Source organism: Glaesserella sp. (genome assembly GCF_041817755.1).
Classification (GTDB): Bacteria; Pseudomonadota; Gammaproteobacteria; order Enterobacterales; family Pasteurellaceae; genus Glaesserella.
Window position 1 is genome coordinate 1 of the sequence record NZ_JBGYBX010000027.1, and the last position, 13928, is coordinate 13928.

General features: G+C 40.7%; 12 protein-coding genes and 1 pseudogene. 10 read left to right on the forward strand and 3 right to left on the reverse strand.

The features are described 5' to 3' along the window. The 10 genes from ACEYKX_RS03105 to ACEYKX_RS03150 all read left to right on the forward strand — a co-directional run. Nucleotides 1-324 (forward strand): transposase (locus ACEYKX_RS03105; RefSeq protein WP_373780450.1); only part of this gene is annotated, 324 nt, incomplete at its 5' end. 86 nt (nt 325-410) lie between these two features. Then, nucleotides 411-1499, forward strand: coding sequence for a bifunctional histidinol-phosphatase/imidazoleglycerol-phosphate dehydratase HisB (gene hisB / locus ACEYKX_RS03110; protein WP_373780452.1), 1089 nt, complete (start codon nt 411-413; stop codon nt 1497-1499). Nucleotides 1500-1927: 428 nt separating this feature from the next. Further along, entirely contained in the window at nt 1928-2959 is a 1032-nt protein-coding gene (locus ACEYKX_RS03115) for a YhcG family protein (RefSeq protein WP_373767155.1), read from the forward strand. Between the two features lie 106 nt (nt 2960-3065). Beyond that, nucleotides 3066-3656 (forward strand): imidazole glycerol phosphate synthase subunit HisH, encoded by a 591-nt coding sequence (gene hisH / locus ACEYKX_RS03120; RefSeq protein ID WP_373767156.1) that lies wholly within the window; start codon nt 3066-3068, stop codon nt 3654-3656. 185 nt (nt 3657-3841) lie between these two features. After that, nucleotides 3842-4666, forward strand: coding sequence for a BRO family protein (locus ACEYKX_RS03125; RefSeq protein ID WP_373767157.1), 825 nt, complete (start codon nt 3842-3844; stop codon nt 4664-4666). Between the two features lie 92 nt (nt 4667-4758). Then, complete coding sequence (gene hisA, locus ACEYKX_RS03130; RefSeq protein ID WP_373767158.1) at nt 4759-5508, forward strand: 1-(5-phosphoribosyl)-5-[(5-phosphoribosylamino)methylideneamino]imidazole-4-carboxamide isomerase; 750 nt, start codon at nt 4759-4761, stop codon at nt 5506-5508. Then, a complete protein-coding gene (hisF, locus tag ACEYKX_RS03135) occupies nt 5490-6263 on the forward strand; it encodes an imidazole glycerol phosphate synthase subunit HisF (protein WP_373767159.1) in 774 nt (257 codons plus the stop codon). The genes hisA and hisF overlap by 19 nt, the downstream gene beginning before the upstream one ends. Continuing rightward, on the forward strand, nt 6263-7015 hold the full coding sequence (locus ACEYKX_RS03140; protein ID WP_373767160.1) for a methylated-DNA--[protein]-cysteine S-methyltransferase: 753 nt from the start codon (nt 6263-6265) through the stop codon (nt 7013-7015). Before hisF ends, ACEYKX_RS03140 begins: the two co-directional genes overlap by 1 nt. Nucleotides 7016-7104: 89 nt before the next feature. Then, nucleotides 7105-7746: a bifunctional phosphoribosyl-AMP cyclohydrolase/phosphoribosyl-ATP diphosphatase HisIE gene (gene hisIE / locus ACEYKX_RS03145; RefSeq protein WP_373767161.1), complete on the forward strand. Its 642-nt coding sequence runs from the start codon at nt 7105-7107 to the stop codon at nt 7744-7746. A gap of 42 nt (nt 7747-7788) precedes the next feature. Beyond that, entirely contained in the window at nt 7789-9072 is a 1284-nt protein-coding gene (locus tag ACEYKX_RS03150; protein ID WP_373780456.1) for a hypothetical protein, read from the forward strand. Between the two features lie 498 nt (nt 9073-9570). On the opposite strand, the gene ACEYKX_RS03155 is transcribed toward ACEYKX_RS03150, so the two are convergent. From ACEYKX_RS03155 to ACEYKX_RS03165, 3 genes and pseudogenes are all read right to left on the reverse strand, one after another. Beyond that, complete coding sequence (locus ACEYKX_RS03155; RefSeq protein WP_373767163.1) at nt 9571-10587, reverse strand: hypothetical protein; 1017 nt, start codon at nt 10585-10587, stop codon at nt 9571-9573. A gap of 7 nt (nt 10588-10594) precedes the next feature. Beyond that, nucleotides 10595-13381, reverse strand: a complete 2787-nt coding sequence (locus ACEYKX_RS03160; protein WP_373767164.1) for a toxin VasX — start codon at nt 13379-13381, stop codon at nt 10595-10597. Further along, nucleotides 13374-13928: pseudogene (locus tag ACEYKX_RS03165) on the reverse strand (hypothetical protein); the annotation flags it as partial. The gene ACEYKX_RS03160 and the pseudogene ACEYKX_RS03165, both read right to left, overlap by 8 nt.

The window sequence follows — 13928 nt, forward strand, 5'->3', positions numbered from 1 at the left end:
TACCAAATAAATGGAATGTCGGATCATCTTCATTTATTAGTTGATTTACATCCAATGATTTCAGTCGGCGAATTTGTGCAAAAAATTAAGATCAGTTCTCATAACTGGATCGATCAAAATAAAACGCTATTTCCTGATTTTTATGCTTGGTCGATAGGCTACTGTGCCTTGACATATAGCGAGATAGAAAAAGAAAAAATCAAGAATTACATCAAAAAACAAAAAGAGCATCATAAATCACAAAACTTTATGGATGAAACTAAATTTCTACTGACATCGGCAGGAATTGAAATTAACGAAAAATATTTCGAAAGAGACATATAATTTATGTAACAAGAGTGCAGAGCACTCTCACTAGATTAACCCCGTATGCAATACGGGGAAAAACAACAGCAAAAAAGGAAAAAATTATGCAATCAACCCTTTTCATCGACCGTGACGGCACGTTAATTGACGAACCGAAAACCGATTTTCAAATCGACAGTTTAGAAAAACTCAAATTTGAACCGAATGTGATTCCCGCCTTGCTCAAACTCAAACACAAATACCGTTTTGTGATGGTAAGCAATCAGGACGGCTTAGGTACGAGCTCATTTCCGCAAGAGACCTTCGACAAACCGCACAATGCCATGATGGAGTTATTCCGCTCGCAAGGGATTGAGTTTGATGAAGTGTTAATTTGCCCACACAAACCCGAAGATAACTGCGATTGTCGCAAACCGAAAACCAAACTATTACAAAAATATATCGACCGTGAACTGTTCGACCCTGCCACCAGTTTTGTGATCGGCGATCGTGCAACAGACGTTCAGTTAGCAGAAAATCTCGGCATTCGCGCCTTGCAATATCACCCTGAAAAATTAAATTGGGATTTAATCGCAGAAAAACTGCTAGGCGAATCGGTGACAAACATCGGCAACCGTACACCACGCTATGCAGAAGTGGTACGTAAAACCAAAGAGACTGACATCAAAGTGCAAGTGTGGCTGGACGAAACGGGTGTGAACGACATCAAAACCGGTGTAGGCTTTTTCGATCATATGCTCGACCAAATCGCCACCCACGGCGGTTTCCGCATGAACATCTCGTGCAAAGGCGACCTCTGGATTGACGAACACCACACCGTTGAAGACACTGCCCTTGCCCTTGGTACCGCCTTAAAACAAGCTATCGGCGATAAACGAGGCATCGCCCGTTTCGGTTTCGTGTTACCAATGGACGAATGCAAAGCTCAATGCGCCATGGATTTATCCGGCAGACCCTTTATCAAATTCAAAGCAGATTTCAAACGTGAAAAAGTGGGCGATTTCAGCACCGAATTGACGGAACATTTCTTCCAATCCATCGCCTTCACGATGCTCGCCACCTTGCACATCAAAGCTTGCGGCTCCAACGACCACCACAAAATCGAAAGCTTGTTTAAAGTGTTCGGCAGAACCTTACGACAAGCCATTCGAATTGAAGGGAATGAGTTGCCGAGTTCGAAAGGGGTGTTGTAGTATAGAAAAGATAAATGGCTAGAATAAACTAGCCATTTATATGAGTTATCGAGTAGCTCGCACTAATTTATAGAACATATTAGCTCGTGGTGCAGGTGGAAAACGTTCTCCTTTGACACAAGTAACTTCGTTTTCTTTTGTCCCATTGGAAGCATACAGTCCATAAATTCCAGATTGAGGTACAATTTCTCCTGGAGAATACATAAAAGTGTTCCCTATAAATGATGTTAATTTGATTAAATATCCTCATATATAGAAATACTATTCCTATATACTTGCCTTAGTATATGGAGATAACTTTTATAAGTTCAAGTACGAGAAACATTAATTTTAAAATAAGGATGAATAAATGAGAAATCTAGTAATTACTGATACAGGCTGTGCAAACTGTATTCTGTAAAATTTGCACTCAAACAATAGGACTCCAAATGCAACTCACCACCGACATCAAACAAATCATCCTTCAATCCCGAGAAACGGCTATCCGCGCGGTGGATTTCCAGCGGGTGCTGATGTATTGGCATATCGGCAAGCGGATTTTTGAAGAAGAACAGCAAGGACAAGAACGCGCGGATTATGGCGCTTATTTGATTAAAGAGCTTGCTCAGCAACTTGTGCCTGAATTTGGCAGTGCGTTTGGTCGCCGTCAATTGGAGTTATTTCGTCAATTTTATCGTACTTTTCCAATTGCGAACGCAGTGCGATCGCAATTGAACTGGACGCAATATCGTATGTTATTACGCCTTGATGATGCGGATAAACGTGAGTTTTATATCGCAGAAAGCGTGAAAAATAACTGGAGTTCGCGTCAGTTGGAACGGCAGATTTACAGCAATTTGTACGAGCGTTTATTGCTAAGCAACGATAAAGCCAGCGTGCTTGCGGTGGCGAAAAATGAGGCTGTGCCGACTGATCCGAAACAGATTATTAAAGATCCGATGGTGCTGGAATTTTTAGGTTTGCGCCGTGAAAGTGCCTATTATGAAAAGGATTTGGAGCAAGCGATTATTACTCACTTGCAAGATTTTCTGTTGGAATTGGGCAACGGATTTTCTTTTGTGGCGCGTCAAAAACGGCTGCATTTAGACGGCGATGAATTTTTTGCCGATTTGGTATTTTACAACCGTTTGTTGCAATGTTTTGTGGTGATTGAAATTAAAACCCACAAACTCACGCACCAAGATTTGGGACAATTGCAGATGTATGTCAATTATTTTGACCGTGTGGAAAAATTGCCTCACGAAAACCCGACTATCGGTATTTTGCTTTGCGCTGATAAAAATGATGCGGTAGTCAAATTCAGTCTGCCTGAAAACCAAAAACAGATTTTCGCCAGCCAATATCAGCTTTATCTGCCAACAGAAAAAATGTTATTGGACGAAATGCAAAAAGAAATTGAAAGCTTTGAGCAGAAAGTGGAAGAGCAAAGAGCGGTTTATTTGGCGCAAAATAAACCGTAGGGGCAAATCACATTTGCCCCAAAACAATTGTAGGAACGTTAGGGCGAATGTAATTCGCCCCTACAAATGGGTGTTATAAAAATAGAAAAATAATTAGGAATATAAGATGAATTTAGTCATCATCGACACAGGCTGTGCAAACCTGTCTTCTGTAAAATTTGCATTCGACCGCCTGAATATTCAAGCGGAAATTAGCCGTGATTTGGCGAAGATTAAATCGGCGGATAAATTGTTGTTACCGGGCGTGGGAACGGCGATTGCGGCGATGAAAAATCTGCGGGATCGCCAGCTGATTGAAACCATTCAAAACGCCACTCAACCGATGCTCGGTATCTGTTTGGGGATGCAGCTGATGACGGAATTTTCCACCGAAGGCAATGTGGAAACCTTGCGCCTGATGAATGGCAAAACGGAGCTTATCCCGAATACGGGCTTGCCGTTGCCACATATGGGCTGGAACCGTGTGCGCTATGCGGCGGATCATCCGTTGTTTGCCGGTATTGAGCAAGACAGCCATTTCTATTTTGTACATAGTTATGCGGTGTTGCCGAATGAAAACACCATCGCCACAGCAGATTACGGCGTGCCGTTTTCCGCAGCTTTGGGCTGTAAAAATTTCTACGGCGTGCAATTTCACCCTGAGCGTTCGGGCAGAAACGGTGCGCAGTTGTTAAAAAATTTTGTGGAGAATATTTAATTGTAGTTCGGCTTTTACAAGCGGTCAGATTTCACAAATATTTTGCAAATATAGGGCTGGCAAGGCATTTCCCAGACAAGCACATGGTGACTTATTTTTGTGACGTGGATCGAAAAATTCGTTATTATCGTCTTGATACTAGAAATAAACTGGATAAAATAACAGTTATTTACAAGGGAGATGGTATGAACGAGATTAAACTTTTTGAAAACAATCAGATCCGCTCGGTTTGGGACAGTGAAAAAGAGGAATGGTTTTTTAGTGTAGTGGATATTGTGCAAGCCCTTACCGGCAGTAGCAATCCGCGTCGCTATTGGAGTGATTTAAAACGTAAAATTCGTGATGATGAAGGCGGCATTGAACTGTACGAAAAAATCGTACAGTTGAAATTAAAAGCGCCTGACGGAAAAATGCGAGAAACGGATGCTACTGATATGCAAGGCATTTTTCGTATTATCCAATCCGTACCAAGCCCTAAAGCCGAGCCGTTGAAAATGTGGTTGGCGGAAGTCGGGAAAGAGCGAATTGATGAGATTATCGATCCTGAATTAACCATTGATCGTGCGTTGGAAACCTATGTGAAAAAAGGTTATTCCAAAGAATGGATTAACCAACGTTTGCAAGCGATCCAAGTGCGGAAAGAATTGACGGACGCTTGGCAGGATCACGGTGTGGTACAAGGGCGAGAGTTTGCGATTTTAACCAATGAAATTACACAGGCTTGGAGCGGTATGACGACAAGAGAATATAAAGATTTCAAAGGGTTACATAAAGAAAATCTGCGAGATAATATGTCTACCACGGAATTAGTGCTGAATATGTTGGCGGAGGCGGCTACCAAGGATATTACTCAAATCAGCCATCCGCAAGGTTTAGAAGAGAACCGAGCCGTGGCAAACGTAGCGAGGGAAAGCTTGGAAAAGGAAACCGGTAAGCCAGTTATTACACAGCAAAAAGCCATTGATTTTGCCGATTTGATCAGCAATGTGGCGAAGTTAAATAAAAAATAAAATCGGAACGTATTCAAGCGGTCAAATTTTTGAATAAATTTACAAAGGCACGAGCGAGACGCTCGCGCTAGCAAGATAACAGGAAACACAACATGAAAAAATCCATTATTATTCCCGCCCTTGATTTGATTGACGGTCAAGTGGTGCGGTTGTATCAAGGGGATTATGCGCAGAAAACCTTGTATAGCGATAATCCGATTGCGCAATTTCAAGACTATGTGGCACAAGGTGCGGAGCAACTGCATTTGGTCGATTTGACCGGGGCGAAAGATCCGAGCAAACGTCAAACCAAGCTGATTGGCGAGATTATTGCTACGGTGAAATGCCCGATTCAAGTCGGTGGCGGTATTCGCTCGGAACAAGATGTGGCGGATTTATTGGCGGTGGGGGCAAATCGTGTCGTGATTGGCTCCACAGCGGTGAAAGAGCCTGAATTGGTCAAAGGCTGGTTCCGAAAATACGGTGCGGACAAGTTTGTGTTAGCGTTGGACGTGAACATTAACGACCAAGGTGAAAAACAGATCGCCGTGAGCGGTTGGCAGGAAAATAGCGGCGTGTCGTTGGAAGCTTTGATTAACGATTTCCGTGAAGTCGGTTTACAATATGTGCTATGCACCGATATTTCCCGCGACGGCACCCTTGCCGGCTCAAATGTGGATTTATATCGCGAAGTGTGCGAGGCTTTTCCTGAAGTCAGTTTTATTTCTTCCGGCGGTATTGGCTCGTTGGCGGATGTGGATGCATTGAAAGGCACGGGCGTGGCGGGCGTGATCATGGGGCGAGCGTTGTTGGAAGGTAAATTTAATGTGGCGGAGGCAATCGAATGTTGGCAAAACGGATAATCCCTTGTTTAGACGTGCGTGACGGGCAAGTGGTCAAAGGCGTGCAGTTCCGCAATCATGAAATTATCGGCGACATCGTACCGCTTGCTAAACGCTATGCGGAAGAAGGGGCGGACGAATTGGTGTTCTACGATATTACCGCTTCTTCAGACGGTAGAACGGTAGATAAAAGCTGGGTAGAACGTGTGGCGGAAGTGATCGACATTCCGTTCTGCGTGGCGGGCGGCATTAAGACCATTGAAGATGCGGAGCAAATTTTTGCCTTTGGCGCGGATAAAATTTCGATAAACTCGCCCGCACTTGCCGATCCTGAACTAATTACCCGTCTTGCAGATCGCTTTGGCGTACAAGCGATTGTGGTGGGGATTGATAGCTGGTTCGAAAAAGAAACGGGCAAGTATTGGGTCAATCAATACACCGGCGATGAAAAGCGCACCCGCCAAACCAACTGGCAGTTGCTTGATTGGGTTGTCGAAGTGCAAAAACGTGGTGCAGGTGAAATCGTACTGAATATGATGAACCAAGATGGTGTACGCAACGGCTATGATTTAGTCCAACTGAAAAAAGTGCGTGAAGTCTGCCGTGTGCCCTTGATTGCTTCGGGCGGTGCGGGTGAAATGATACACTTCCGTGATGCATTTGTGGAAGCCAATGTGGACGGCGCGTTAGCGGCGAGTGTGTTTCATAAGCAGATTATCAATATTGGGGAGTTGAAAGCGTATCTTGGGAAAGAAAATATAGAGGTTCGTATTTAATGATGAATGATTTAAGCATACTTGATATTGATACACTTCTGCCGGCTAAATGGAAAAATTATGGTTCTTGGTTAAGTCCTCAGCATAATCCACCAAAGTCTTATAAAGAACACCCTTTTATCTCAGAAGAAGAATTAATAGCGTGTAAAAAAGATTTCCAAAAATATGTTGGAATTTCTTTAGGTAAGTATATTCGGCTAAAGAGAGTTAATTATTTATTGCAACAAAAAGATCCTAAATTTCAGACCAACTTTATAATTGATTATATAAATACGGAAATCGGAAAAATGGTTGCTGTTTTTTATCAAGAGAAACTTTGCCTATTAGAGTTTCTTGATAGAAAAATGCTTGAAAAAGAACTAATTTCCTTACAGAAAAAATTTAAAGCTAATTTCGTTTGGCAAGTAACCAATTACAGCAAGCAATTACAAGCCGAACTTGATGAATATTTTCAGGGAAAGAGAAAAATATTTAATACGGCACTTAACCCTGTTGGAACTGAATTCCAGCGTAATGTATGGGATATGTTATTAAAAATTCCTTATGGAAAAACGAGTAGCTATAAACAACAAGCAGAATCTATTGGTAATCTAAATGCAATTAGAGCAGTAGCTTCGGCGAATGGTTATAACAAAATTTCAATTTTAATTCCTTGTCATCGGGTAATCGGTAGTGATGGTTCTTTAGTCGGTTACGGCGGAGGAGTTGAACGTAAGCGTTTTTTATTAGAATTGGAAAAATCCTCTATGTAATTATATTCCATCGTTAGTTATCGTAGGGTGCGTGTAAACGTACTATAAAATTTATACGGTGCGTTTACCACGCACCCCAAAGGAAAAATATGCAAAACAAAATTAACTGGCAAAAAGTCGATAACCTCCTCCCCGTAATCGTCCAAAACGCTCAAACCTGTGAAGTCCTAATGCTTGGTTATATGAACCAAGAAGCACTAGACAAAACATTAGTCGAGAAAAAAGTCACATTTTTCTCTCGTACCAAACAACGTTTATGGACGAAAGGAGAAACTTCGGGGCATTTCTTAAACGTGGTGGATATGAGCTTGGATTGTGATAACGATACCTTGCTGATTTTAGCCGATCCGATTGGCGAAACCTGTCATACGGGGGCGGAAAGTTGTTTTCATCAGTTTGAAACTCAATCCGAAGGCGATTGGACGTGGTTTAGTAAATTAGAACGCACCCTTGCCGAACGTAAAAACGCCGATCCTGAAAGCTCTTATACGGCAAAACTTTATGCGAAAGGCACGAAGAAAATTGCACAGAAAGTGGGTGAAGAAGGGGTTGAAACCGCACTTGCGGCTATGGCGAAAGATCGTGAAGAACTCGTGGGTGAAGCGGCAGATTTGGTCTATCACCTCACGGTGTTATTGCATAACGAAGAGCTTGCTTGGCAGGATGTGATTGCAAAATTAAAAGAGCGTCATCAGGGCATAGGCTTACACCTTGAGGGCTCAAATAAGTAGAAAAGTGCGGTCGGTTTTTGATGAGTTTTATAAGGGGACTATATGTCGATTGTGGTCGATACTAAACTGCAGCCTAAACGTTTTACACTAGGGCATTTGTTTTTATTGGGATTGGGAATTGTATTATATATTGTGACGTATTTTTCCCCATTTATGGGGAAACCGTTATTAACGGGACGAGAATTCCTTATTCAAATACCGACCTTTTTATCCGAAATTAATTTTTCTGTTTTTATTATTGTCGGTTTATTTCTATCGGTATTGAGTTGGCTTTTGGCAATATTCAAACTAAAATCGGCTTCTATTTATTTATCATTAGCGGTCATCCTTTTATTTATCGGTTATTTCGTTTTTAGTTTATTCAATGTAAATATCCATGAAGGGTATTTTCAATTGGCGATTGGTTTTTATTTAATCCCATTAAATAATACGCTGTCTCTGGCATTTAATTTTTTAGAGCCACAAAAAACACTGATTTCTTTGAAAGGGATTGCGACCTACATTGCCATTTTAGCCTCCGTAATCGGCGGTGGTTTACAGTTTTCGGCAAAATATTTTGAACTGGAACAAGATAGAATTAAACAGCATTTACTTTTAGAACAACATAAAATTCGTCAACAAGAAATTGAATTAGCGGAAAAAACGGAAAGACTAAAAAAAGAATTGGCCGAGCAGAAATTAATTGCACAACAAAAAATAGAAGAGGAGAAACGGCTATATCTGGAACAGCAAATAAAATATCAAAAGGAATTAGAGAAAAAACAAGATCCGTTAATTACTCAAGCCGGTATTATTACCGACGAATATATTCATACTGCACTTTTTCAAAATCCTAAAGGCAAACATTATCGTTATCTGACGTCGAATAAATTTCGTGAGAAAATCGCACGGGATTTTTATGACGCCTATAAAGACTGGGTTTATCGCTTATATGCTGATCAAAAGCATTTAATTACCGAAAAAATTGCCAATCGTTCTACCGATGCGTTTATTTATGCCATGCAGCAAACCAGCTATAAAATTGTGGACTCGGAACGGGTATCGGAAAATCAATTTGTTATTACGTTAGAAGTTCAGGGGTTAAGTTTTTCACCGATTAAAGAGAAAATTACCGCAGAAGTTAGAGCGTTGATCGAACAAGGAAAATTGACCGAAAAGAATTTCGTTCCGCATTTGTTAAAATTAGAAGCTGACGAATTATTTAAAGTTAAAGCGGATTCATTATTGCCACCCAAACAAATTAAAACAACCATTTATTATATTAACAACAAATTCAGCCAAGTGAATATGAATGAAATTTTGGATATGGGGTTGTTTCAGCTTTAATAAAAAACACGCAAGAATCGAATCCAACTTGAAAAAACGTTAATCTACGGAAAGCAAATGTCTGTTACTGTAAATGTTGAGATAAACAAATTAACGGATTCAGGTGCAGATTTTTTTGATAGATAAACATCTCTGATAATACTTGAACGGCGATGACATTTTTTTCGATATGTCGGATATGGTAATTGGTAAATCTTTCGATTCGGGTAATAATTGAGTAATCGCTATTACCGTAACATGTTGTTTATTTTATCGCTAATTTGTGGTGCTTTATCTTCGTATTACGCTGGAATTAAGAAAGATATACTCATTAACCACAAGAAAGTACAACGCATATTTAAGTGAAATTAAAAGGACTAAGCCCTGTGAAATACAGGGCTCAGTCCTTGAACTAAATGAGTCTAACTTTTTGGGAGCAGATTAATTTTTTTAGCGTATTTTTTGCAAAATTTTCCCGGAATCCGACCGCTTGTAAAACGGTGACAACCCCAACCGCACTTAATCAATCCGATTATCCAAGCCTTGTTCGGCAAGGTTGCTATTGACTTCGGCTTGCTCGTTTTGTACCAGCGTAAACCATGCCGTTTTTTGTTCTTCCGTCATTTCCCGCCAAGCCTTTTCCGCGTTTTCTAAGGCGATATCGGCTTTTTTGCGTGAAAAGCAGCAGGGTAGGGCTAAGCAGTTACAAAAGGTAATCATGGGGTAAAAGCCGAGGGTGCGGTAGTGATTGCCGATATGGTTTAAAAACTCAGGGTTTTCCTCTTGTAGGAATGAACGAACGGCATAAAGAATATCTTTATTATGCTCTTCATAAGGTGTCGGATAAACGCCGGCAAGTTGCTCTGCAGGCAAACCGGAAAGCACGTCCCTGATTTGGATACTTAATGAAAAACGTTTAAACCCGCCGAAAGCATACAAGCCGAAGCGGTTGTAAATAATCCCCGACAGCGGATCGCCCTTTTCAGGGACATAAGCCACGGAGAACTGTTTAAACGCCCCTTGCCAGTAAATTAAGCGTTTTTTTCGATTAATGCGAATACCGTTTATTCTTGGAAAGAAAATAAGAAATAATAATATCGGTGGCCAAATAAAGTGGAAATAGGCGCGGATTCTATCCCATTTATGGACACTTATATAATGTGCTCTTTGTTCTTCATATGTATCTGTTGTTACATTTGGGAACATTTCTATAAACTCAGGATCACTATGTATTTCAAGATGTTGTTGGTATAAAGGCTTTATTTTTTCATCTGGATCAAAAGCCCAAATAAAATCTTCTTGGATAGTTTTTATTTCATCAGAAAAAGGTTCTTTTCCATAATTCAAATCAGAAAATACGCCCATAAAAAACATTCCAATCAAAACGGCTCGGATAAACCCACGAATATAACCGTCAAACGTTGAAGCCCGAATTTCAATTTCATCTTTGCCTCGTTTGCGGATTGAGTGTGCTAACGAGTGTTTATTGCGAAAATGTTCAAATTTTTCAATTAAATCCGGTTGTTCTTGTTTCATATTATCCCTACTTATTAAATATAAATTTCTTCGTCTTAGAACTCTTTTGTATCTTACTGCCACGATAATCTTCCATATGAATTTTCAATTCCAAACTGAGTAAGTTATTATAGTTTTTTCTTTCTGTTCTACGTGGAATTCGCAATGGTTCGCAAATTAACGTTAAGGATGACTGTTTGGGTGTTAGTTTAATTATGGCTTTTCCTACTTCTTCAAATACAATTTCAGTTTCCAATTGATGTGATTCCAATATAAATTTTTTGACGGGCGGATCATAGAAATTAACCTGTTCAACGGGATAAGTCACATTGATAACAGGGTGTAATTTCAATGTCTCAGCATCTTTCTGTGTATAAATTCCCGGATATTCCACCAAAATAGTATATTTATCAGGCATGCTAAATTCTATTTCCGTACCAATGCTAAAATATCGTTGCATTTCAATTTGATAGTACTCAGATATTTTGGTAGAACTTAATTTACTATTGTTATAAGTAAGTTTGCTTTGTTTAAATTGGTCATAAAAGGTTTTTAATCTATCTTGATCTTCCCACAGATAAGCATTTAATGGCGCTCCCCAATAGTTCGGGCTATTCCCCCAAAAGCCATTCTCAATCCAAATCTCCATATCCGTTCGTTCAAAGGCGGATGTTATAAGCCCCGCCAGTAATAGCAAGGCGCCAACGGCCGTGCCCACCCGGGCAAGCATGATTAAACGTAAAATAAGTGGGGTTGGGGTTTGAAGAGCGAAAAAGCCCAAAGCGCCGATAGCACCTTCAAAGGTAATCCCGCCCGTTCCCTGAAGCAAGGCGGCATACATGGCGGTGTCATCTCCTTTATAATGCGCTTCTTGCCAGTTACCGTAAGCAAACAAAGCCCCTACGCCCGCCAAAAACGTATTCATGCTCATCAACACGTATTTTAACCGTGCGGCATTACTGCTGAATTTCGGAAATTTTTCCCCCTTTCTTGCACGTTCAAGGATACTGCCTTTCGCCGCATACTCGTCAAGCAGCATATTGGCGGCAAGCAGTCCCGGGTCTTGCGCCAATTTACCCGCTTCCGTTTTTGCATTGTTGTCGCCCCAAAATGCTCCTAACAGTTGGCTGAAGAACAAGGTTTTCTTCAAGCCTTCAAACGGCATCGCGTTAAATAATTCGTTATAAGTGCTGCTTTTTGGCGCAGAGCTGGGGGAATTGAGGGGCGATTTGCCGTAGAGACTCAACACTAAGTTTGTATAGGTTTGCTCGCCTTTTTTTCGATAGGTATCATGTACCGCCATTTTATCAATCACGGTTTTAATAAAAGAATCATACGCACTGAGGCTAAATTCCTCGGCGAGCGCGATTTCTTTCAGCGTATTAAGGATTGTTTCGATATTCCCTAAAATATTTTTTAATGCGGAAACGGCTTCGTCATCTTTTTGTGCCGTCTCGGGGAGCGTAAAATTTTTTCCTTTCGGGCAAAGAGCGGCAATGACGGCATGACGACCGTAAGACGATTCGTCAAGACCGTGTAAAATGCTTTGCATAAATAAGCACCAGTTTTCCGCGATTGCAGGGGTTTTGTTCGCCAATAATATCGAACTCAGTGTGTCCAACCGGTGTTTAATTTCCGAGCTATTCAGGTATCGGGTAAAAATGCTCACCACATTTTTAAATGCTTTGCCGTATAGTGTAGGAATACTTGCCATTTTATGTACGGAATTATGTCCTTTAATGTCGTTTTCAAAGTCAAATTCCGTTTTTAATGCGGCAAAAACATCTTGATTTCCATTTGGAGTCAGATGTTCTTTCTGTATATTGAGTGACGCATAAATATCAATTATCCGTTTGGGCGAAATAATCCCAAAACCTGCCGAACCGCTAGCTAAAACCGCATTATAATTATTTCTGTCTTTAATGTATTTTTGTGCGACATAATTATGGATTACCTGTGCGGTATTGATAGCATACTCATATTTTCTCATCACTTTTTGACGGTTTTCGGCTAAATAATGATGATAACCCGATAAATCGCGTACCGTACCGACAGGGTCTTTTAAGGCCACAACATGAACATGATGACAATGATTTATTTGCTCGATGATTGAGATATATTCCGGACGTTTACCGATGAAGATATGACGACGGGCATTATCCTCTTCTTGTGCAACGTTTTTTTGTTGCTCATTAAAGTCTGTGACATATTCTTTGATTTTATCGACCGTATCAACTTTTTTTATAAGCCCTTCCTCGTTATTTAAGAAGAATTTTTGCATCCAGCTTTTGCGAACGCCTTCATCTTTGGCTAAGAGTTCCAATATTTCAGGTGCTAATGCCGTTTCACTGTACATAATATCAATAGCACTCACCTCAGGCGGTAAACAAATATAGGGTTGTCCGATATTATTACCCGGTCTATCCCAATATGAGTTTAGGTTTCCGTACGGGGAGCGTAAGAATTGATACATCGTTGCACTATTTTTATCTGAAATATCTTTTGTGGTGTATTGATAAATCAGCCAGTTATATAGGTTATTCGCCCTTGCACTGACTAATTCCTCACGTGAAGATGAGTTTACATCCAACATCAATATATAAATATAGCCCGTGCGTAATTGGCGTGTTTCATAATCTTTACCCGGTTCGGCAAAGTTTTTTGGTAAAACTGGCAGGGCGGATGATGTTGCAATATTATCTAAATAGGTTTTGCTCAATGCCAAACGAACGGGGTAAATAATATGCCCCGCTTGACACATTTGCACAGGAGAAAGGCTGCCCGTTGGTTTTTCAATCTTTTCTATGTTATTCATAATCCGTGTTTGTGATAAATGTATACCAAAGCAATAAAGCGGTTTCAGTTAAGCTATAGTGCATTTCAAGGAGGTGGTTTTCTTGGGCATAAAAATCCAGTCCGCTTTTTATCGCACTGTGTTTTGCCATTGCATATTGTATCAGGCTGTCAAGGGGCGTATAGCCTTTTTTAAATGCTTCGTCTAGCGCTTGCGACAAGCTGCTTTTATCTTGCTCTGTCACTAAGTGGGGGTATTGGGATAACAGATATTGCAACGTATTCTCTTTTTTCGCTGACCACTTCTGAGCTTTAAACCCGTCCACTTCCCATTTCGCCAGCATCACCTTCGCCGGGACGGTCTCTTCCGGCAGCGCTTTCAGCTGATAGTAGTGAAAACTGTCTTCAATGCCCGAACCGAAGGCATGGACAATGCGTTTGTCATAGCCGAAGAATTTACTCAGTTTTTCCGGGCTGTGACGGATAATCTCAAGGTAGTCGCGCAGCACTTTCGGGTCGTAAAAACGGAAGAAAAACCATTTGTCGTTTTCGTCTTTCATCAGCGGGAA